Source organism: Mesorhizobium sp. B2-8-3, from assembly GCF_006440815.1.
Taxonomy (GTDB): Bacteria; Pseudomonadota; Alphaproteobacteria; order Rhizobiales; family Rhizobiaceae; genus Mesorhizobium.
On sequence record NZ_VFTW01000010.1, the window covers coordinates 119,144 to 138,450 of the forward strand.

General features: G+C 62.8%; 19 protein-coding genes and 2 pseudogenes. 7 read left to right on the forward strand and 14 right to left on the reverse strand.

From position 1 onward, the window contains the following. Nucleotides 1–260: 260 nt before the first annotated feature. Nucleotides 261–728: pseudogene (locus FJ418_RS17100) on the reverse strand (SDR family NAD(P)-dependent oxidoreductase); the annotation flags it as partial. Between the two features lie 73 nt (nt 729–801). On the opposite strand from FJ418_RS17100, the gene FJ418_RS17105 reads away from it, so the two are divergent. Together FJ418_RS17105 and FJ418_RS17110 are read left to right on the forward strand one after the other, a co-directional pair. Then, complete coding sequence (locus FJ418_RS17105; protein ID WP_140867501.1) at nt 802–1,749, forward strand: hypothetical protein; 948 nt, start codon at nt 802–804, stop codon at nt 1,747–1,749. Nucleotides 1,750–1,751: 2 nt separating this feature from the next. After that, nucleotides 1,752–2,618 carry a hypothetical protein gene (locus FJ418_RS17110; RefSeq protein WP_140867504.1) on the forward strand — a complete coding sequence of 289 codons (867 nt, stop codon included), beginning with the start codon at nt 1,752–1,754 and terminating at the stop codon, nt 2,616–2,618. 149 nt (nt 2,619–2,767) lie between these two features. On the opposite strand, the gene FJ418_RS17115 is transcribed toward FJ418_RS17110, so the two are convergent. From FJ418_RS17115 to FJ418_RS17130, 4 genes and pseudogenes are all read right to left on the reverse strand, one after another. Next, nucleotides 2,768–3,415, reverse strand: a complete 648-nt coding sequence (locus tag FJ418_RS17115; protein ID WP_140867506.1) for a class I SAM-dependent methyltransferase — start codon at nt 3,413–3,415, stop codon at nt 2,768–2,770. A 37-nt stretch (nt 3,416–3,452) separates the two neighbouring features. Next, the gene (locus tag FJ418_RS17120; RefSeq protein ID WP_140867602.1) at nt 3,453–4,475 is read right to left on the reverse strand and encodes an aminopeptidase; all 1,023 of its coding nucleotides are present in this window, start codon (nt 4,473–4,475) and stop codon (nt 3,453–3,455) included. A gap of 190 nt (nt 4,476–4,665) precedes the next feature. Further along, nucleotides 4,666–4,854 (reverse strand): annotated as a pseudogene (locus FJ418_RS17125) (hypothetical protein); the annotation flags it as partial. Nucleotides 4,855–5,002: 148 nt separating this feature from the next. Beyond that, entirely contained in the window at nt 5,003–5,752 is a 750-nt protein-coding gene (locus FJ418_RS17130) for a DUF899 domain-containing protein (RefSeq protein WP_140656496.1), read from the reverse strand. A 121-nt stretch (nt 5,753–5,873) separates the two neighbouring features. Here FJ418_RS17130 and FJ418_RS17135 point away from each other — a divergent pair, with 121 nt between their 5' ends. The 3 genes from FJ418_RS17135 to FJ418_RS17145 all read left to right on the forward strand — a co-directional run bounded on the left by FJ418_RS17135 (nt 5,874) and on the right by FJ418_RS17145 (nt 8,870). Beyond that, nucleotides 5,874–7,094, forward strand: coding sequence for a helix-turn-helix domain-containing protein (locus tag FJ418_RS17135; protein WP_140867509.1), 1,221 nt, complete (start codon nt 5,874–5,876; stop codon nt 7,092–7,094). A 28-nt stretch (nt 7,095–7,122) separates the two neighbouring features. After that, a complete protein-coding gene (locus tag FJ418_RS17140) occupies nt 7,123–8,127 on the forward strand; it encodes an NAD(P)-dependent alcohol dehydrogenase (RefSeq protein WP_140867511.1) in 1,005 nt (334 codons plus the stop codon). 101 nt (nt 8,128–8,228) lie between these two features. Continuing rightward, nucleotides 8,229–8,870, forward strand: a complete 642-nt coding sequence (locus tag FJ418_RS17145; protein WP_140867513.1) for a DUF5074 domain-containing protein — start codon at nt 8,229–8,231, stop codon at nt 8,868–8,870. Nucleotides 8,871–8,894: 24 nt separating this feature from the next. Here FJ418_RS17145 and FJ418_RS17150 read toward each other — a convergent pair whose 3' ends face one another. The 3 genes from FJ418_RS17150 to FJ418_RS17160 form a co-directional block, all read right to left on the reverse strand. Continuing rightward, on the reverse strand, nt 8,895–9,983 hold the full coding sequence (locus FJ418_RS17150; RefSeq protein ID WP_140867515.1) for an acyltransferase family protein: 1,089 nt from the start codon (nt 9,981–9,983) through the stop codon (nt 8,895–8,897). 107 nt (nt 9,984–10,090) lie between these two features. Next, on the reverse strand, nt 10,091–11,353 hold the full coding sequence (locus FJ418_RS17155; RefSeq protein WP_246683078.1) for an MFS transporter: 1,263 nt from the start codon (nt 11,351–11,353) through the stop codon (nt 10,091–10,093). Beyond that, complete coding sequence (locus tag FJ418_RS17160; RefSeq protein ID WP_140867521.1) at nt 11,350–12,081, reverse strand: MBL fold metallo-hydrolase; 732 nt, start codon at nt 12,079–12,081, stop codon at nt 11,350–11,352. Before FJ418_RS17160 ends, FJ418_RS17155 begins: the two co-directional genes overlap by 4 nt. A gap of 113 nt (nt 12,082–12,194) precedes the next feature. Between FJ418_RS17160 and FJ418_RS17165 the strand changes: the two genes are divergently transcribed. After that, nucleotides 12,195–12,860, forward strand: coding sequence for a metalloregulator ArsR/SmtB family transcription factor (locus FJ418_RS17165; RefSeq protein ID WP_140867524.1), 666 nt, complete (start codon nt 12,195–12,197; stop codon nt 12,858–12,860). A gap of 155 nt (nt 12,861–13,015) precedes the next feature. Here the strand turns inward: FJ418_RS17165 and FJ418_RS17170 are convergent, their stop codons facing one another. From FJ418_RS17170 to efp, 3 genes are all read right to left on the reverse strand, one after another. Further along, nucleotides 13,016–13,738, reverse strand: a complete 723-nt coding sequence (locus tag FJ418_RS17170; protein WP_140783505.1) for a DUF899 family protein — start codon at nt 13,736–13,738, stop codon at nt 13,016–13,018. Nucleotides 13,739–13,840: 102 nt separating this feature from the next. Further along, nucleotides 13,841–14,224 (reverse strand): VOC family protein, encoded by a 384-nt coding sequence (locus FJ418_RS17175; RefSeq protein ID WP_140867527.1) that lies wholly within the window; start codon nt 14,222–14,224, stop codon nt 13,841–13,843. Between the two features lie 293 nt (nt 14,225–14,517). Beyond that, on the reverse strand, nt 14,518–15,087 hold the full coding sequence (gene efp, locus FJ418_RS17180) for an elongation factor P (RefSeq protein ID WP_140542739.1): 570 nt from the start codon (nt 15,085–15,087) through the stop codon (nt 14,518–14,520). Between the two features lie 129 nt (nt 15,088–15,216). On the opposite strand from efp, the gene epmA reads away from it, so the two are divergent. Then, a complete protein-coding gene (gene epmA / locus FJ418_RS17185; protein ID WP_140867530.1) occupies nt 15,217–16,263 on the forward strand; it encodes an EF-P lysine aminoacylase EpmA in 1,047 nt (348 codons plus the stop codon). A 12-nt stretch (nt 16,264–16,275) separates the two neighbouring features. Here the strand turns inward: epmA and FJ418_RS17190 are convergent, their stop codons facing one another. Genes FJ418_RS17190 through FJ418_RS17200 form a run of 3 tightly spaced genes read right to left on the reverse strand, consistent with a single transcriptional unit; the run spans nt 16,276 to nt 19,190 of the window. Beyond that, on the reverse strand, nt 16,276–16,986 hold the full coding sequence (locus FJ418_RS17190; protein ID WP_140867533.1) for a hypothetical protein: 711 nt from the start codon (nt 16,984–16,986) through the stop codon (nt 16,276–16,278). A gap of 38 nt (nt 16,987–17,024) precedes the next feature. Beyond that, a complete protein-coding gene (locus FJ418_RS17195) occupies nt 17,025–17,378 on the reverse strand; it encodes a glycosyltransferase family 2 protein (protein WP_140867536.1) in 354 nt (117 codons plus the stop codon). Beyond that, entirely contained in the window at nt 17,379–19,190 is a 1,812-nt protein-coding gene (locus FJ418_RS17200) for a glycosyltransferase (protein ID WP_140867539.1), read from the reverse strand. Nucleotides 19,191–19,307 lie beyond the last annotated feature (117 nt).

Genomic DNA, 19,307 nt, shown 5'->3' on the forward strand with positions numbered 1-19,307 from the left:
GCCGAGCCCGGGGCGGCGGCTTTCTCATCGCCGCGATACCGCCCTGGATCGTCGCCGTGCTGCACGACATGACCGGCGGTTTTCCGCGCCGGCTGGCTGCTGCACCTTGCCTGTATCGCCATCGTGACGGTGCTGACGTTCCGCCTGGCGCCCGAAAGTTACGGGCGTTCCATGAAGCTGCCTACCGTCAACGCGCTGGCGTAGGTTCGCGCCACGGTGTGACCCAACCGTCTAACCGCGGCTTTGCCGTGGTTATGCTGTCAGCCATCGGTCGAGATGGTTACGGCCCTCCAGGCTTCGATCTCTTGCTGCAGATGCTGGATACGCTCCGACACGAGCTCGAGGGCGTCGCTGCCAAGCAGGAGCTGCGGTGGCGGGGCTTCGGATTCCACCAAAGCCAATAAGGCCGTCGCAAGCTTGTCCGGATCGCCAAGCTGCTTGCCGCTTTTCGCCTGTCGGGCCTCCCGGATCGGATCGAAAAGCGCATCATAGTCGCCGATGGACCTTTCGGTCCGGACCATGGAGCGCCCGGCCCAGTCCGTCCGGAAAGAGCCGGGGCAGACGGCCGTGACCCGAACGCCGAACGGAGCCATTTCCGAACGCATCACTTCCGATATGCCCTGGAGCGCGAACTTGCTGCCACAATAATAGGCGATGCCCGGCATCGTGATCATGCCGCCCATCGACGTGACATTGACGATGAAGCCGCGGCGTCGCTCGCGGAACCTGGCCGCACTTGCTGCCACTGGCAAAGAGAGCGTAAGTCTAGGGGATATCTAGGGGCTTTCAGGGCGGTGGGGGATGCTGCGAAACTGGAAAGCGTGGCCGGTTGCTATCGGCCTTGTTCTGGCGATTGGCGGGCTTAGCTGGTCACAAGAGACCCAGCCAAGCCAACAAGGCGGTTCCCCGCAACCAGCTACTGCCGAAGATCAGCAACGTACTCCGCAAAACAGCCAAACCCATACGGTCGCGCCTGCGCCGAGCCAAGTTATCAGCGAAGCAAAGACCACCGATGACGAGCAGGGCAACGCCGGCAAAGAATGGCGCGAAAACCTGGTTGAACATGCGCCCGATTGGTCGGTCGCCTTCTTCACCTTTGTTCTGTGCGTGTTTACCGGGTTGCTCTGGCGCTCCACCAATAAGCTCTGGCTGGCCGGCGAAAAGCAAATGAAGCTGATTCAGGACAATGCTGCCCAGCAATCCACCGACATGCAGGCGTCTACCAAAGCCGCTCAGGACGCCGTCGCAGTCTCCAGAGAAACTGGCGTGACGCAAGTACGTGCGTACATCAGCGTAACCAAGGTGGAAGTCAGCTTTCATCCACTCCCGTATCTTATTGATGTCGTTACGGGCAAATCCACTAAGCAATATCAAATGTGGGTGGACCTGAAAGTCGGCAATTTTGGTCGAACGCCAGCTCGGCGCATCCAAACTAGTTGGGTTATCTCTCGCTACGCCGATCCGAGTGACGTTTGGGCTGGCCGCAGGAACTTCATCGAAAACATCGACATTCCGCCAGAGCAGACAGACTACATCGTGAGCGATGCACAATTTAAGGCCCCCGCTGAAGCGGGGGAGCGTTTCGCCAACCAGGAAATTGATCTCGTTTTGGAGGGAGCGGTCATCTACGATCCCGTTGTTGGACCGCCCCAGCGCATAACGCCATTCCTCTATCTGCTCAGCTTTGACGAGACGCTCGATAGCGGTGTGAAAATCCGCATGTCGACCTATGTGGACCATGCGACCTAACCATGCAGCAGTCGCGACAATCCATCCCAGCCATGCGCCTAATCGCGATAGCGTTTTTTCTGGCGCTATGCGGCGTCGCCCAAGCCGATCCGTGGTGGCTTGAATCATCTCAGTCAGCTCATCCACCAGGCAAGCAACAGGCCGCCGCCGAAGACGCAGCCCAAAACCGCGAAAATGAAGGTGGCGAAACCGTTTGGCAGCGGACGATAACCGATCCGATCGCGCTCTATACCTTTGTTTTGACGCTCTTCACGGGTGTTCTCGGCGCTTCTACAGTCGCGCTTTGGTGGGAAACCCGCCGGATTCGCAAATCGGCTGCGGAGGACATCCGAACGCTCCAACGGGCATACTTGAGCGTCGAACCATATGGCGTGCATGCGCATAACGAGCGCGGGCGTGCCCGGCTCCCCGGTGACAAGGGGCCGTTCCAAAGCGTGCCGCAAATCAAAATATCCAACGCCGGGAATTTGCCCGCCCGAGAAATTAGGTGGGTGATTGAACACAAGTTCAATCACGACAGGCGACTGGATGACTTCCCGATAGATGAGACTAAATGTGAGGGGCGAAACGTAATACCGCCTTCCGGGCACATGATTCAGGGCGGCATAGTCATCAACGTTGGTGAGGTCGGCACTACCGACCCGGGCGAATTGAGGGAGGAAACCGATCGTTTCCTGTATGTCTGGGGGATCGTCATCTACGATGACGGTTTCAGGGAAACCAGACGGACCCGGTTTTGCCACCGCTACAATTGCGTCAATCTTGATTATGTCTTGGCCGACGTAAGGGCCCCTAAGCGAGGTTACATCGGTCGCTCGATAGCGGCCGAGTTCGCCCGGTATCACCGCTATGGTAACGATGCTGATTGAAGCGGCCCATGCCGCCCGCGCCCGCACGAACCTACTCCTAGCTCACTGACTCCCCCCGCGATCTAGGGATTGTTGCTCGGGTCGTCCGGTGGCGTTTGCGCCATAATACCGGAATAGTCCGCTCTTGGCGCTCGACCGGCTTCGACGGCCTAAAGCCTGCTGAAGAAGCCCGACAGGATGTTCGGGCCCGCTTCGCCGGGCCGCAGCCTTATCCCATCCTCGAAGCAGTTCAGCGTCACGCATTCAAACCCGCTGGCTGCAAGCAGCGCAACCAGCGAGTCGCGGTCGAAGTGGTGCAGATGCTCGTTGGGCAGGCGCATGCGCCACTTGTCAAACCATGTGTCGCCGTCGGCGCCGAGCTCGCGCCAGCGGCAATACGGGACGGCGACGGCCAGGTGGCGAGCCTGGAGGCGCGAGAGGAAACTGAGATCGGGGATGTGCTCAAGCACGTCGAACATGGCGACGAGGTCCCATGAGCCTGCGAGCGCCTGATCCCAATCGACGAAGCGAACCCCCTTGGGCAGGGGGAATTCGGCGATATCGCAGCCGGCGCAATCGGCGACGCCGGTTATCTTGGCGGCTTCGATGAATGTGCCGGTGCCATATCCGATTTCCAGCACCGAGCGAGGAATCTCCCCCGTGATGCCCAGCACCCAGCCAAGCCGCTGATAGCCGAGCTTGATGGTCCGGTCGCTCAGGTCCTCGTAGTAGGAAATGTATTTCTTGTCGTATTTGATCGGCGTGAAGTCGATCTGGTGGATCACGCCGAACCTGTCCACCTCATAGTTGTCCAACATGTCCGCGCGGCCTCCGGATGCCGAGTTCCTTACATGGTCAATGACACGCAGCCACGGTTCTAAGCGCCTCGGCACGTGAAGGCGCGGGCAAAGCCCCGATCCGCCGAACAGAGGCGTAGAACCTTGGATAGTCGCCGGAGCACAAGTCGAGCAAGCGAAGAAACGCCGGAACCTCTTCGCTGTAGACGGCGGTCGCGGCAAGCTTTGCGTTGTTGATCGGGCTATCGAACCAGGCGTCGTATCCGCGGTATCCGGCCCATCGCTTGCCGCGCATTTGCCGGTAGCGTATCCGCAACCTGTCGATCGTGGCGGCTTTGGCGGCCGCCATCCGCTCCGGGCTGCGCGGGCTTCGATAGACCTGGCTCAACTCGTCCCGGGTTTTCGATATCAGTCCGAGAAAATCCGCCTTGCGCTTGCGATCGACTTCGTAACTGCGCAATCCGGCGCGATTGCCGGTGGCGCGCAGCCATTTCCTCGTACCGGTGGTTTCGACGGCAACCGCGAAAGCCTCGTTGAACGCGGAGTCGCCGTTCACATAGACTTTCTGATGCGCCAGCTCATGGAAGACAAGGCTTGCCAGATAGGTGTCGTTCTGACGCAGCATGGTGCTGAGCAGCGGGTCGCTGAACCAGCCTAGCGTGGAATAGGCCGTGATGCCCGTCACATAGACGTCCAGCCCATGTCGCTGCAGTTCAGCGGCATTTTCGAGCGCGTCCTTGCGCGAAAAATAACCCTTGTAGGGAACGCAGCCGAACACCGGAAAGCACCATGTTACCGGCGCGAGAGAGAATTGCGGCGCGGCAAAGACCGCCAAGGTCACGTCGTTCCGACCAAGGTCGACATAACTGCGATAGCTGCTGTTATCGGGCAGCGCCAGGTCTTCCGTGGCAAAGCGACGTATGGCGCTGGCCGACGTCAGCTTGGTGCGCAACGCCTCTGGCGTCGAAGGATCATGGATCAGCTTCGCAACATTCTTGCGCGCGGCCATGATCCCGACATGGCCCTCCAAAGACTGCGCATAGTAGGAAATGCTGGTGCATCCGGTCACGCCGGACGCCATGATCGCAGCGGCAAGCAATCGAAAAACGCGCTTCAAAGCTTGCCCACCGCCTGCTCATCTCCCATGGAGCAAATGTCTCCATTGCTCCCCTGTCTCAGGCGCGTCTATTTTCGTCAAGACCTGGAGGGTAGCGGGCCGGACACTCGATTTCGCAGCGGTAATCAGGCAATACGGCGCTTAAACGAAAATCTCACCCTCGCCGCGCGGCCAGCCGCAGCCACGGCGCGAGATGGAACGCTGCCATCAACAGATACATCGGCACCATGCCGCTGAGCGCCGAGGCGCCCGACATGCACATCATGTCGTGGCCGCCATAGGCAGCCGTCAGCAACGCCATTGCCGCGAAGGTGGGCGCCGCGGCGAGGCAAAGCCAGTCGGCGAGGCCGAAGCCGCTCAGGCCGGTTGGGCGAGGGGAGTCGATGCTCATGATATCCACCTTCTGATGCGGGCAGGGCAAGCCCATCGGAACAAGGGCGAAGCGATCGGCTCCGGCGGCGCAACTCCACGCCGCCGGTTCCGCTTCATGCTCAGGCGTTCTTGTTGCGGAACGCGGCTTCACCGGCATCCGACACCTCGACCCATCTCTGGTCGGGCGCGGCGCCTGCTTCGTAACTGTCGTGCCAATTCCACCACTTGTAGGTCTGGGTCTGCGGATAGCCCTCGGGCGAATCCTCCCACACCTCCTGACGGCCGAGTGGCGTGACGTCGAGATAGCTCCACACGGTGCCGAACGCTTCGTCGCCGCGGTTGTTGACGAAATAGGTGCGGAAGATGCGCTTGCCGTCATGGATGAAGACGTTGTGGCCGTGCCATTCGTCGACGCCGAAATCCTTATCCCAGCTGTCGGTGATCGTGTACCAGGGCATCTTCCAGTCCATGCGCTCCTTCAGCCGCTGGATGTCGGCCTGCGGCGCGCGCGAGGCATAGGCAAGGGTGGTGTCGCGGGCGTTGAGATGGGCGAGGTTGCCGACCTGGTCGGCGCCGAGCGAGCAGCCGCGGCAGGCATGTTCCGGCCAGCCAAAGACGCCGGGCTCGAAGAAGGCGCGGTAGACGACAAGCTGCCGGCGGCCTTCGAACAGGTCGAGCAGGCTCGCCTTGCCGTTCGGGCCTTCGAAGACATAGTCCTTCTTGACTTCCATCCACGGCATGCGGCGGCGTTCGGCGGCCAGAGCGTCGCGGGCGCGGGTGACGGCCTTTTCCTTCACCAGCATCTCTTCATAGGCGCCTTCCCACGCTTCCTGCGAAACGACCGGCGGTGTCTTCATGTGTTGGGTCATTGCTCTTGTCCCGTTCTTGGGTTTGGTTGGGGGTGACGGGGACAGACATAGGGCCGCATCCGGCGATGGTGAGAGTTACAAGTGTGGCGCGATTTGCTGCAGCGGGCTTTGAGGCGGCGGCATGGACTCGCTGATCAACGCCGCCGGCCGCGCGCTTGCCGCGGGCGATCCGCTCGGCGCCTTGAAGCGCGTCGCGCTGCGCGACGATGCGCCGGCGCTGGCGCTGCGCGGCATCGCCATGGCGCAGCTCGGCGATTTTGCCAAGGCCAAAGCCTTGCTGAAGGACGCCGCCCGCGCCTTCAGCCCGAGGGAAGCGGTAGCGCGTGCGCGTTGCGTCGTCGCCGAGGCCGAGATCGCGCTGGTCTCGCGCGACCTTGGCTGGCCGGAGAAGGCTCTGCGATCCGCCCGTGCGACGCTCGCCGCGCGTGGCGACCGGCTGAACGCTGCCTATGCCGGCAGTCTTGAGGCGCGCCGCCTCATCCTGATCGGCCGCCTCGACGAAGCCGAGCGCCTGCTGGCGGACTTCGATCCGGCGCCGCTGCCGCCGGTGGCGCGCGTCGCGCATGAACTGGCGGCCGCCGGCATAGCCGTCCGCCGCCTCAGGACCAAGGCGGCGCGCTCGGCATTCGGCCGGGCATCGCTTGCCGCCTATCAAGCCAACATCCCGGCATTGAAGGCCGAAGTCGAAGCGGCGTCCCTGGTGCTGAACACGCCGGTTGGCCGGCTGATCGCGCGCGGCACCGAGAAAGAACTGCTGCTCGACGAGGTCGAAGCGCTGCTGACCTCGGGCGCGCTGGTCGTCGATGCCTGCCGCAACGTCGTACGCCAGGCCGACGCGGTCGTTTCGCTTGCGACCCGGCCTGTATTGTTCGCGCTGGCGCGCACGCTTGCCGAGGCATGGCCGGCGGATGCCTCGCGCGAAGTGCTGCTGAGGCGCGCCTTTCGCGCCAGGCACGCCGATGAATCGCATCGCGCGCGGCTCAGGGTCGAGATGGGACGGCTGCGCGCCGAGCTCGCCGGGCTGGCGGAAATCAACGCGACGGCCGCCGGTTTCACGCTCACGCCGGTCAGCGCCGCTGAGGTCGTCGTGCTGGCGCCGCCGGTCGAGGAGGAGCATGGTGCGGTGATGGCCTTCCTGACCGACGGCGAGGCCTGGTCGAGCTCGGCTCTGGCGATCGCGCTTGGCGCCAGCGCGCGCACCGTCCAGCGCGCACTGGAGCAGCTTTCGGCCGAACACAAGGTGCAGGCCGTCGGCCGCGGCCGGGCGCGCCGTTGGATGATGCCGCCGGTGACCGGATTCCCGACTGTGTTGTTACTCCCGGGTCCGCTGCCCAGCGACTAGTTTCCCGATACTGGATCGAGGAGACGTCATGAAACTGATCAGATTGCGGGCGCCAGGCGGCCTGGAAAAACTGGAACTGGTTGAGGAGGATCGGCCCGAAGCCGGATCGGGAGAGTTGCTGGTCCGGATCCGGGCGTGCTCGCTGAATTTCCACGACAGCATGGTTGTCACGGGCAAGAAGCCCTGCGCCGACGGTCGTATTCCGCTATCCGATGGCGCGGGCGAGGTGGTTGCTGTCGGGGACGGTGTCGAAGCATTCAAGGCTGGCGATGCCGTCGTCAGTTGCTATTGGCCCGATTGGCTGGGCGGCGAGGCTTCGCGCGCGAACAAGCGGGGCGAATTGGGCGACGATTTCGATGGCTATGCGCGGGAGTATGCGTGCATGCCCTGGCAGGCTTTCACGAAAGCGCCGGCGGGTTACACCCACGTGGAGGCGGCTACACTCACTTGCGCCGGGGTCACTGCCTGGAGAGGCCTGGTGGTGTGCGGTCAGGTGAAGCCCGGCGATACGGTGCTGATCCTCGGCGCGGGCAGCGTGTCGCTGTTCGCGCTGCAGTTCGCCAAGATGGCTGGTGCCCGTGTTATTGCTACATCCTCCTCGGATGCGAAACTCGAAAAGCTACGGCGACTCGGCGCCGATGTTCTCATCAACTACAAGGCCGTGCCGGACTGGGGCAGCAAGGCGAGGGACCTGACCGATGGACGCGGTGTCGATCATGTAGTCGAGGTCGGCGGTCCAGGCACGCTGGCCCAGTCGACAACGGCTTGCAGGATAGGCGGCCACATCGCTCTGATCGGGGTGTTGACCGGCTTCGCCGGAGAAGTGTCGATCCCGGCGCTGTTTTCCAATCAGATCCGCGTTAGTGGAATTTCCATCGGGAACAGGGCTGACCAGGAAGACATGATCCGGGCGATAACGGTCAATGGCCTCAGGCCCGTGATCGGTCGCAGTTTTCCGCTGCACGAAATTGCTTCGGCCTTCAGGTCGTATGAGAGCCAAAAGCATTTCGGCAAGGTCTGCGTCGAACTTTAAGGCGCCGGCTTCGGTAAATTCGCGACTGTGTTGTTACTCTCAGGTTTGTAGCCGGGCGGCTAGAGTCGAAGCTGACACAAGAGATCGATGGAGATTGGAAAATGAAACGAGCCGCTGCCGAGATCCTGCGTGAATACGGACCGTTCCCCGGCGTCGAGCGCGTCAACGGCGTTACCTATGACGGCGAAAATGTCTGGTTCGCCAGTGGCGACAAGCTGAACGCGCTCGATCCCGACAGCGGCATGATCGTGCGTACGATCGATGTCGCCTCGCATGCCGGTACTGCCTTCGACGGCGAATACCTCTACCAGATTGCCGAGGATCGTATCCACAAGGTCGACCCGAAGATCGGCAAGGTCGTCGCAACCATTCCTGCCCCCGGCAACGGGGGTGACTCAGGCATGGCCTGGGCCGAGGGTTCGCTCTGGGTCGGCGAATACCGGGCACACAAGATCCATCAGATCGATCCTGAAACGGGCAAGGTGATCCGCACGATCGAATCGAAGCGCGTCGTCACCGGCGTCACCTGGGTCGATGGCGAGCTCTGGCATGCCACCTGGGAGGGCGAGGAGGGCGATCTGGTGCGCGTCGATCCCGACACAGGCGACGTGCTGCAGGAACTGGCGATGCCCTCCGGCGTGTCGGGACTGGAATCCGACGGCGGCGGCTGCTTCTTCTGCGGCGGCGGGAGCAGCGGCAAGATCAAGGCCGCGCGGCGTCCGGCACACGGCGGTGGCAAGTAACGAGCTAATGGATGGGCGGCCTGATCAGGCCGCCTCGCGTGCTGGCCGCGGCATGGGCTTGCTGGAGGCCTTGGCGGCGTTCGGCCCGTCGACATGCGCCCAGGCCGGCCGCTCGAACAGGAAGGTGCCGAAGCCGATGCGCTTGACGATGAAATAGAGCACCACCGGACTGATGACTGAGACGAGCAGCACGGCGAGGCTCAGCATGCCGGTGTCGGTCAGCAGGCCGCTTGCCAGCATGACACCGCGGAAGATCGACATCGGTATGGTGAAGGCGACATAGACGACCAGCGAATGCTCGCCGAGCCAGCGCAACCATTCCATCGAGGCGAATTTCGACAGGAAGCCGCCGGCCACGCACAGCGCCACCGCGCCGGCGACGGCGAGCGTGAGATGCAGCGGCGGCCATGCCGCCAGGCCCATCTGCATGCCGACCGGCTGCATGGCGTATCCCGGCGAATAGACGAGCAGGCCGTTGATGACGGCCCACACGAGCAGGCCCGCAACGGCGACCGCCGGACGAGCCTGTGTCCATTCGACCAGCCGGAAGATCAGCGGCGCCAGCACGAAGCCGAGATAGAAGAACACGAAATAGGCCGCGAGCTGCTCGAGGGCGTAGCTGTCGGGCTTCGGCGCCCACATCTGCAGCGCGGCGGCAGCCAAGATGACGATCCAATGCGGCACTTTGAATTCGCGCAGCACGCGGATGACGACCCCGAAAACCGCCAGCATGTAGATGAACCACAACACGCCGTAGGGCTGGACGACGGCCATCGCGAGATCGTGCAGCATGCCGGCCGGATCGCGGCTGAAGATGCCGATCTTCAGCCCGATCGAGATGATCGCCCAAAGCACATAGAAATAGAGGTAATGGACGACGCGGCGGTCGACATAGCGCCGCCATGGCCGGTCGATCACCTGCGACAGGAACAGGCCCGAGATCAGGAAGAATTCCGGCATGCGGAACGGCGTCGCGAAGCCGATGACATAATGCAGGAAGCCGACGCCGCCGGTGTATTCACCGGTGTTGTAGGCGGCATACATCATCACCACCAGGATGATGGACAGACCTTTTGCCGTATCCACCCACGGCATGCGGTTAGGGTTGCTCATGAACGATCTCGAGGAAAATTCAACTGCCGCAATTGTAGCGGACGGGCGCGTGCCCCGCAGCAACAAGCTTACGATATCGTAAACGGAAGCCTTGTCCGGGGCCGATGTTAACCATCGTCCAACGCTGAAACCACGGCGGCGACGCGCGTCTCGCGCATCGCTATCGCGACGATCGCACCCGACAGGAAGGTCAGCGCCGCGATTGCCCCGATCGCCGCGGAGAAGCCGAAGAAGTCGGCGATCAGGCCTGCCGACAGCGCCCCGATCGCATAGCCAAGATCGCGCCAGAAGCGATAGACGCTGAGCGAGCGCGCCCGCCAGGAGGGATGCGATGCGTCCGACACCGCCGCGATCAGGCACGGATAGACCATCGCCGTGCCGAGGCCCAGCAGCAGGCTCGCCAGCAGCCACCAGCCGAAATCGCGCGTCATGGCGGTGGTGAGAAGGCCCGCCGCCTGCACCCACATGCCGGCGACGATCAGTCCCTTGCGGCCCCAGCGGTCGCTCAACGGTCCGGTCGCAACCTGAAGGATGCCCCACACCGCCGGATAGATCGCCTTAAGGATGCCGATGCGCTCGATGCCCAGCCCGTTGGCGGCGAAGAAGAGCGGAAACAGCCCCCAGCTCATGCCGTCGTTCAGATTGTTGACCAGGCCGGCCTGCGAGGCCGCGAACAGGTTGCGATCGCCAAACGAGGTCCGCATGAAGATCTCGCGGAAGCCGAGCGGCGAAGCTGCTTTCGGATGGTTCGCCAGCTCCAGCCGCACATGCTCGCGCGTGTCGCGCACAAGCAGGATCGATAGCGCGGCACCCAGGATCGCGTAGCCGACGCCAAGATAGATCGGCACGGGACGAAAGCCGTAGCGGCTCGCGAGGTAGCCGGTCAGAAAAGCGGTGACGCCGACGGCGAGATAGCCGGCGAACTCGTTGAGGCCGACGGCGAGCCCGCGCGATTTCGGTCCGACCAGGTCGACCTTCATGATCACCGTCATCGACCAGGCGAAGCCCTGGTTGATGCCGAGCAGCGCGTTGGCGGCGACGATCCAGCCCCAGTTCGGTGCTGAGATGATGATGAAGGGCACCGGCAGGCCGAACAGCCAGCCCAGGATCAGCACGCGCTTGCGGCCCCATCTGTCGGCGAGCTGGCCGGAGACGAGGTTGGCGCAGGCCTTGACCACGCCGAAACTGACGATGAAGGACACGACCAGCGTGGTCGAGGCAACGCCGAACTCCTCCGCGCCGATCAGCGGCACGACGGTCCGCTCGATGCCGACCATGCCGCCGACGAAGGCGTTGATCAGCACCAGGAGCGAAAACTGCTTCCAGTTGGCCTTGAGGCCGAGCGCGACGGCGGGCGCCGCTGTGCTCAAGATTTCGCTCCGGCGTTGGCGGCCCGGGTCCGCGCTGCCTCCGGCGGCGGGGGAGGGATGTCGGCGGTCATCGCGGCCACGAACTCATCCTCGTCCTCGATGCGGAAGGCCTTGTTGAAGCGCCGTTCGAAGCCGATGGTCGATGTCGGCTTGCCGCTCAGCGAGCGGCCGCAGACAGAACCGGAATAGGCGCCGGGCAGCACCTCGATGTGATCGGGCAATTCCTTCAGGCGACGCACGCTGGCGTAGAGCGCGCGGGCGCCGTCCTCGGCGTTTGAAGCAAGCTCGGTGCGGCCGAGATCGCCGACCATCAGCGTGTGCCCGGTGAGCACGAACCAGGGTTCGGTCGATCGCGTCCGGTCGGTGACCAAAAGGCTCAAATGTTCCGGCGTGTGGCCCGGCGTATGCATGACGGTCGCCGTCACATTGCCAAGCTCCAGCACCTCGCCGTCCTTGACGCGCCGGAACGGGAAGTCGGCCGCAGCGCCCTCGAACAGCACGTATTCGGCGCCGGTCGCCTCGGCAAGCGTACGCCCCACCGAGATATGGTCGGCATGGATATGCGTGTCGAAGACATAGAGGATGCGCATGCCGGTCGCGCGCGCCGCCTCGACATAGGGAACGATGTCGCCGACCGGATCGACGACTGCCGCGGACGCCTTGCCGCCGCAGCCGAACAGATAGGAAGCGGCCACCGGGTCGCTATGCAGGAACTGCCTGAGAATCATCGCTTTTTCCTCCGATCAGGCGAACGTGCCGGGCAGTGTCCCCTGCTTGACAGTCCGAGCTGAAGCTGCCATTCAATAATTCTGTTGAATGACGATGCGTTAGTGAAAAGGCGATGTCAATCCGCAATCCGAAACAGGCGCTGTACGAGCAGTTCGCGATCGTCGCCAAGGCGCTCGGCCATCCGCTGCGCCTGGAAATGATCGAGCATCTGGCGCAGGGCGCGCGCAGCGTCGAGGCGCTGGCGGTCAAGCTGGGCCAGCCTGTCGCCAACATCTCCCAGCATCTGCAGGCGCTGCGCCGCGCCGGCATCCTCTCGGCCGAGCGCGACGGCAAGTTTGTCCACTACGCACTCGCGGATGAAAGCGTGCTCTCCGCTTTCGCCTCGGTGCGCGGCGTCGCCGAGCGGCATCTTGCCGAGGTCGACCGCATCGTGCGCGGCTATTTCGACGCGCGCGACGACATGCGGCCGGTCACGCGCGACGAGCTCCGCACGCTGATGCGCGACGGGCTGGTGACGCTGATCGACGTTCGTCCGGCCGATGAATTCGCGCTCGGCCATGTGCCGGGCGCAATCAATGTGCCATTGGGGGAAGTCAGGGCGTGGTCTGCCACCGTCGCTCCCGACCGGGAGGTCGTCGCCTATTGCCGCGGCCCGTGGTGCGTGATGTCCTTCGAGGCGGTCGCGGCGTTGCGCTCGCTCGGGTATTCCGCGCGCCGGCTGGAGGACGGCATGCCGGAATGGAAAGCCGCCGGCCTGCCAGTGGAGGAGGCGGCCTGATCGTGACCAATTGGACAGCGCGGAATGCTCGCAAGCGGATAGGCCGCTGAGCGCCAATTGCAGACGCTTGGTGACAGCATGGCGAATGCCTTGAGCGGGGCAGTGAGCCGATTAAGTAGGTCTCCGCCCTTTTCCGGGCAAACCATCTCGACCGCTTAGTAGGTGATCTTCGGGTACCAGTCGGTCCCGCGGCCTTCCGGCGTCCAGTCGAGGACGTTCCACAGCATCATCAAGTCCGGCTCGGTTGTCGGGTCTTTGCCCGGATCGGCTGACTCGAAACCCAGCTCCGCGCCCCAGAAGTGCCGAATGGTTCCGTCGCGCCGGGTGAAGACGTTTTCGGCGGCGGTGTCGGTCCCCTCGTCCATGATCGCGTGGTAGTCCCGGCTAAAATTCCCGTTGACGTCGGCGTAGAAAGGCAGGTTCTTCCAGCCACGCTCTACCTTGAAGGCGATCTGCCGCTCGATGGCCGAAAGGCCGACGACGGCGAGGGCGATTCGCTGGCGGAGGTGGTCGGCGTTGCCGTCCAGGCAACTCAGGAGCGCGGTGCACATTGGGCAAGGGCGCTGGCGCTTGGGGCCATACATCCAGTTGTAGACGAACAGAGTGTCCTTATCGCCGAAGAGCTCCTCGAAGCCGACGGGATTGGCGCCGGCCACGCTACTGGCTTCGCCAATGAACTGATAGTCGCCCTTCACCTCGCCGCCAGGCGGCAAGGCGCGACGCTGGGCGGCGACGCGCGCGATGTGGCGGTTGAGTTCGATCTCCTCGATCAACAGGGCCTCGCGCGCCTTGCGGTACTCGACGCTCTCGTTCGGCTGGCGGGCGCGGTTCTTGTGAGCGATCGCAGCAGCGGGTTGCAAGGTGGAACCGTCGGCCATGACGTGTCTCCTTTCCAATCCCTTTCAACTGGTCACCCGCCTTAGGGTTCCGCCTGGATCGCTGCTGCGCGCGATACGCAGACTGTCGTATTAAACGGTGCTTTATTGCGCTTCGTAGAGTTCCAACGGCAGTCCATCCGGGTCGCTAAAGAAGGTGAAGCGCCGATCCGTATATGGGTCGATCCGGATTGGCTCTACGGCAACGCCGGCGGCTTCCAGGCGCACAACCACGAGGTCGATGTTCCCCACAGCAAACGCCAAGTGCCGCAGCCCTGTCGCCTCTGGATAAGACGGCCGCGGCACCGGGTCAGGGAAGGAGAATAATTCCAACTGGGCGGATCCGATTCGCAGGTCGGCCTTCCAAGACTGCCGGTTCTCCCGATAGACCTCGCGGATCAGGTCCAGGCCGAGGAGCTCGACATAGAACCGTCGCGACCGATCGTAGTCGGTGCAGATAAGCGCGACGTGGTGAATGGCGTCCAGCATCTTTCGAACTCTAGCCAAGCTGGGCTTTTGGGCCAAGGTCAGAGCTGCCGCGCGGGGAAGTGCCATGTCGGCTTTTCGAGCGCAACATTTGCCCGAAGTAAACGTACGGCGCCTTTCAGGATTGGCTCGCGGTCGTTACACGGCGACATTTGAGCGCGGCTGCCGTTCACGTCGCGGCAAATGTAAATTCGCTTCGGGTCGGAGCCTGACATCCAGGCGGCGGACAACCGTACCATGGCCCGCTTGGTCGCGGGCGGGCCATGGCGGTTGGGCTGTTGTGAAACTGCGGACTCTCAGTCCTTGGCGCGCTCGACATAGGAGCCGTCGGCGGTCATCACCACCACGCGCGTGCCGGCGGAGATATGCGGCGGCACGGCGGTGCGCACGCCGTTGGAGAGCATTGCCGGCTTGTAGGACGAAGACGCCGTCTGGCCCTTGGTGACCGGCTCGGTGTCGACCACCTCGAAGGTGGCGCGCTGCGGCAGCACCAGCGAGATCGGCACGCCGTTGAACTGCGCGAGCTGGACAGCCATGCCTTCCTGCAGATAGGGCGCCATATCACCGACCACGGCTTCCGAGGCCACGACCTGGTCGTAGCTTTCCGGGTTCATGAAGTGAAAACCTTCGCCGTCGGAATAGAGGAAGGTGTGCTCGCGCTCCTCGACATAGGCGCGCTCGACCATTTCGGTCGTGCGGTAGCGCTCCGAGACCTTCACCCCGTCGCCGATGCGGCGCATGTCGAGCTGGGTCACCGGCGTGCCCTTGCCAGGGTGGATGTTTTCGGCAAAGAGGATGACATAGAGCTTGCCGTCCTTATCGACGACGTTGCCTTTGCGTAAGGAACTGGCGATGACCTTGACCACGGTATTCGATCCCATTCGAGTTTTTCGGCCTGCAGGCGTCGATTTCCGCGAAGCGGCGACGGCGGCCATCGCCTGCGCCCTAGCGCATCTTGCGCTGAACCGCCAGCCTGCCAAGCGATTTTCCTGCCCATGACCGCCGCCTCGCCCTGGTGGACGCCGCATATCCATGCCGACCGCCGGCCACGGCTGATGGCGCGCAATGCTATCGCCGCCGCCCTTCGCGGCTGGTTCGCGCGAGGCGATTTCGTCGAGGTGACGACCTCGGCGCTGCAGGTTTCACCGGGCAACGAGGCGCACCTTGCCGCCTTCGCCACCGAGGCGATCGGGCCCGACGCGTCGCGCCGGCTGCTCTATCTCCACACCTCGCCCGAATTCGCCTGCAAGAAGCTGCTCGCCGCCGGCGAGGAACGCATCTTCAGCCTCGGCCCCGTCTGGCGCAACCGCGAGCGCGGGCCGCTGCATCACCCTGAATTCACCATGCTCGAATGGTACCGCGTCGGCGATCCGATTGAACGCCTGATGGACGATTGCGCCGACTTCCTGGCGCTCGCCGCGGAAAAAGCCGGCGCCAAAAGCTTCCGTTTCCGCGGTCGCGAGGCCGATCCCTTCGCCGAACCGGAGCGGCTGAGCGTGGCGGAGGCTTTCCTGCGCCATGCCGGCATCGACCTCCTGGCGACCGTCTCGGTCGACGGCAGCACCGATCGCGACGCGCTTCACGAAGCGCTGGTCGGAGCCGGACTGCGCACCGCGCCCGACGACAACTGGGCCGACCTGTTCAGCCGGGTGATGGTCGAAAAGATCGAGCCGGCGCTGGGGCAGGGGCGCGCCACCATCCTTTACGGCTATCCGATTTCGGAAGCGGCACTCGCCCGGCCGAGTGCCGAGGATCCGCGCGTCGCCGAGCGCTTCGAGCTCTATTGCTGCGGCGTCGAGCTCGCCAACGCCTTCGGCGAGCTCACCGACCCTGCCGAGCAACGTCGCCGCTTCATCGCCGAGATGGACGAGAAAGAGCGCGTCTATGGCGAGCGCTATCCGCTGGACGAGGATTTCCTCGCTGCCCTGGCCAACATGCCGCAAGCCAGCGGCTCGGCTCTCGGCTTCGATCGGCTGGTGATGCTGGCGACGGGGGCCGCAAGGATCGACGACGTGATCTGGGCGCCGGTGGCGAGCCACTGAGCTGCAAGCACTTCACGGCACTGTCCTGTTCGCTCGGGCGTTTCCATCGCGGACCCTGGCCATAAAGACGTCGTGGCTCTTTTGCCCCATGCGCGCACGCAATTCTTTGCTGGTTTGTGCTTCACCACACGCTGCGACGAGTTCGTCAAAATGTTCGCGCAGTATATCCTGGATAACTGGATCGTTGAAATAGTCATGCCGGGAAACGCCGTCGGGAACAGGAGTGGCGTCCATTATCGTCCAGAATGTTTCCGGGTGTGTGGAAACGAAATCGCGGGCACGCGACGCCAGAGTCCGGACCATTGCTTTCCTGTCTGCAGAGGTGCGTGCAACGGATTGTTTGCTGGTCGACCTTAAGCCTAGACCTGCCGGAATGCCGCTGTAGCGATTACTGCCGTGTATCCGATAGGCCGAAAGCGGTATGTCAATGCAAGCCGAGCCGCCCAAGGCGCTCAGGAACGGCATGAAATAGTTGTCGGTGGAGGTTGAGTTGACCACATTCAACATCGGCCGTGCCCGTTTCAGGAACGATAGTTTGTACATATTCGCTGTACCTGGCGACCAATGCCACCCATGTTCGTGTGGCGCGATGAGCGTCGATTGTCGCCACAACAGTTCCCGATCAGACTGGCTTAGCAAACGTGGCACTCCATCGATGTCGCATGGACACATCGCGGTACCGGCGTTGCTATGCAAAAAGAATGCGTAGCTTGGCGTCAGCATTGCGCCGGTTCCATCAACCTCACAAACGCCACCCGATGTCACGGCGATACGGTCGCCGCAATCGAGGTGAAGCTGGACGTGAAACGCAGCGAAGTTCGCAAATAGGAAATCGTCGGCATCGACGATACAGACCACCCGCCCGACAGGCGGTCGATGACATGTAGGAAGCCACCCATTTGATTGAGGTTTCTGTCCAGATATTCGATGTGCAATCTTTCGTCGGAATTTTCGAATTGCCTGACTACATCTCGACTTGAATCGGTCGAATTGTTGTCAAGGACAACGCATTCGAACCCGGCGTAATCCTGTGACAGAATGCTCGATATGGCCTGCGCGATATATCGGCCATAATTATAATTGATGATGACGAAACTAACCTTTGGCAGCGCCATTTACCGCGTCCTTCCTATCCTCAGAAAGGTGCGGACATCGCGCGACAGCGACTTCGAGAGGACGCGCATCGGAATTCGGCTTCCGAAACCGGCTCCGAGGATAGACCTTGCCTGGGCTCCGGAAAACCGGGCCAGGACCTCTCTGCTGAACCTCCTGGCACCGAAAACAGACCTCAATTGCGGCGCGTTGCGCTTGAATATCTCGACCGCAATCTCGTCGCTGAAATAGTCGCGCAACCTGTCGGGGTTTTCTCGCGTGACCCGGTCCACGACCGGCCAAAACTCGCCCCCTAAAAGCCAGTCGAACCTTTCGCTTCCTTCGATCAGATACTTGACACTTTCATATGTGAATTTCCGCAATTTGGCCGCGTATTCTCTGGTTCCGGTGCGAATGCCCTCCATGCTTTCGCCCGTGGCGAAATAATTGCTTGAATGCAGGCGATAGCCGGACAAGGGCATGTCGATCAACGCGCTGCCTGCAACCGCATGGCATATCGTATTGAAATAGCCGTCGGCCGACGTCATCAAGGGTTTGCTGCCATCGTCCAACCGCAGCAGATGCAGGACCGAGGTGCGGAACATGTTGGCGCTGCCCGGCGCCCAGAACCAGCCGACGTGCGCACGCGGTATGGTCGCAGTGCTGGCGTCGAGGAGCCGGTATTGCGACGGGGAGACGGTCGGCAGCCGCAGCACGGTCCGCTCACCTCGCAGGCCTCGCTGCGCGCCCGGTCTGTTCAGCCGGAGTTGCTGGTACGAGGCTGTCAGGGCTGTGCCTGTCGAGTCCATCTCTGCGACGTTGGCCGAAGTGAAGCCGACGCTGCGTTGCAATGCCATATGCACCTGGATGTGCGTCGAAGCGTAGTTGTCGAACAGCACGTCGTCCGCGTCCACGAAGGTGACGAACCCGCCATTCACCTTGTCCAGAGCCCACAGGGCGGCGCCGAGCTGGCCGCCGTTTTGCGCCAGCGTCTCGACCCGGAAACGCGGATCGCCCTCGACATGCCGGGCAATCACCTGCACGCTGTCGTCGGTCGAGCCGTTGTCGATGACGATGCACTCGAAATGCGGATAGTCCTGCCGGCGTATGGAATCGATTGCAGCGCCGACATAGCGGCCGTAATTCCAGTTGATGACGACGAAGCTGACGAGCGGCGGCGACAGCGCGCCGCCGGCCAGTTCGCCGATGTCGCGTCCGGCGATCGTGAATGACTTGGCCGCGGCGATCCCGTTCTTGCGAACGATGATCTGCTGGTCCCGGTGCAACAGCTCGTATTCCCCGGCGACCTGGCTCAGGAAGGCTTCGATCCCTGCCGCCGGACGCCTGGCCATCGGCAGATCCGGCCGCCACCGATGATCGTCCAGGATCATGACACCATCATTGTCGAGCAGGTCCCAGGCCAGTCGGGCATCGCTGTAAGTGGCTGTGGCGGAATGGTCGCCGTCGACATAGATCACGTCGTATAGCCGGTGTTCGGCGGCAAGGCCCGGCAGGATCGTTACCGTGTGGCCCTTGCGTTTCTCGACCCGGTCGGCGAAGGGCTTGAGATTGCGGTCGAAGCGTCGTTCGACCTCGGCCATGTCCGATTCATACTTCGAGCCGACATGCTCTTCGCCGCCTTGGAAGCTGTCCACGCAGGTGATGCGGGATTTTGGCAGGAACTGCAGGAAAAACAGCGCCGAACGGCCCTCGAGCGAGCCGATTTCGAGCACCGCCGTCGCCGTGCCGGCCTTGTCGCCGAGAAGCTTCTCCCAAAACTTCAGGTGATGGGAGGTCCAGTCATAGGTAAACTCTCCACCGACGAAATAGTCCATCCTTCCCCCATTTTAGCCCGGCGCCATCAGCTCGGCGCTGACGCGCGCGGCCAAACCCCTTCATCAGAGCGTGAACGCTCTTCCCGCGATCGGAACCCCTTCCTGTCGCTTTGGGCG

Bases quoted from the DNA above. Each gene is read 5' to 3' on its own strand.
- FJ418_RS17165 (WP_140867524.1), top strand. From the start codon at position 12,195: ATGTCAATCCGCAATCCGAAACAGGCGCTGTACGAGCAGTTCGCGATC.
- FJ418_RS17135 (WP_140867509.1), top strand. From the start codon at position 5,874: ATGGACTCGCTGATCAACGCCGCCGGCCGCGCGCTTGCCGCGGGCGAT.
- FJ418_RS17110 (WP_140867504.1), top strand. From the start codon at position 1,752: ATGCAGCAGTCGCGACAATCCATCCCAGCCATGCGCCTAATCGCGATA.
- epmA (WP_140867530.1), top strand. From the start codon at position 15,217: ATGACCGCCGCCTCGCCCTGGTGGACGCCGCATATCCATGCCGACCGC.
- FJ418_RS17145 (WP_140867513.1), top strand. From the start codon at position 8,229: ATGAAACGAGCCGCTGCCGAGATCCTGCGTGAATACGGACCGTTCCCC.
- FJ418_RS17200 (WP_140867539.1), bottom strand. From the start codon at position 19,190: ATGGACTATTTCGTCGGTGGAGAGTTTACCTATGACTGGACCTCCCAT.
- FJ418_RS17115 (WP_140867506.1), bottom strand. From the start codon at position 3,415: ATGTTGGACAACTATGAGGTGGACAGGTTCGGCGTGATCCACCAGATC.
- FJ418_RS17170 (WP_140783505.1), bottom strand. From the start codon at position 13,738: ATGGCCGACGGTTCCACCTTGCAACCCGCTGCTGCGATCGCTCACAAG.
- FJ418_RS17175 (WP_140867527.1), bottom strand. From the start codon at position 14,224: ATGCTGGACGCCATTCACCACGTCGCGCTTATCTGCACCGACTACGAT.
- FJ418_RS17120 (WP_140867602.1), bottom strand. From the start codon at position 4,475: ATGGCGTCCGGCGTGACCGGATGCACCAGCATTTCCTACTATGCGCAG.
- FJ418_RS17160 (WP_140867521.1), bottom strand. From the start codon at position 12,081: ATGATTCTCAGGCAGTTCCTGCATAGCGACCCGGTGGCCGCTTCCTAT.
- FJ418_RS17105 (WP_140867501.1), top strand. From the start codon at position 802: ATGCTGCGAAACTGGAAAGCGTGGCCGGTTGCTATCGGCCTTGTTCTG.
- FJ418_RS17150 (WP_140867515.1), bottom strand. From the start codon at position 9,983: ATGAGCAACCCTAACCGCATGCCGTGGGTGGATACGGCAAAAGGTCTG.
- FJ418_RS17130 (WP_140656496.1), bottom strand. From the start codon at position 5,752: ATGACCCAACACATGAAGACACCGCCGGTCGTTTCGCAGGAAGCGTGG.
- FJ418_RS17140 (WP_140867511.1), top strand. From the start codon at position 7,123: ATGAAACTGATCAGATTGCGGGCGCCAGGCGGCCTGGAAAAACTGGAA.
- FJ418_RS17190 (WP_140867533.1), bottom strand. From the start codon at position 16,986: ATGCTGACGCCAAGCTACGCATTCTTTTTGCATAGCAACGCCGGTACC.
- FJ418_RS17195 (WP_140867536.1), bottom strand. From the start codon at position 17,378: ATGGCGCTGCCAAAGGTTAGTTTCGTCATCATCAATTATAATTATGGC.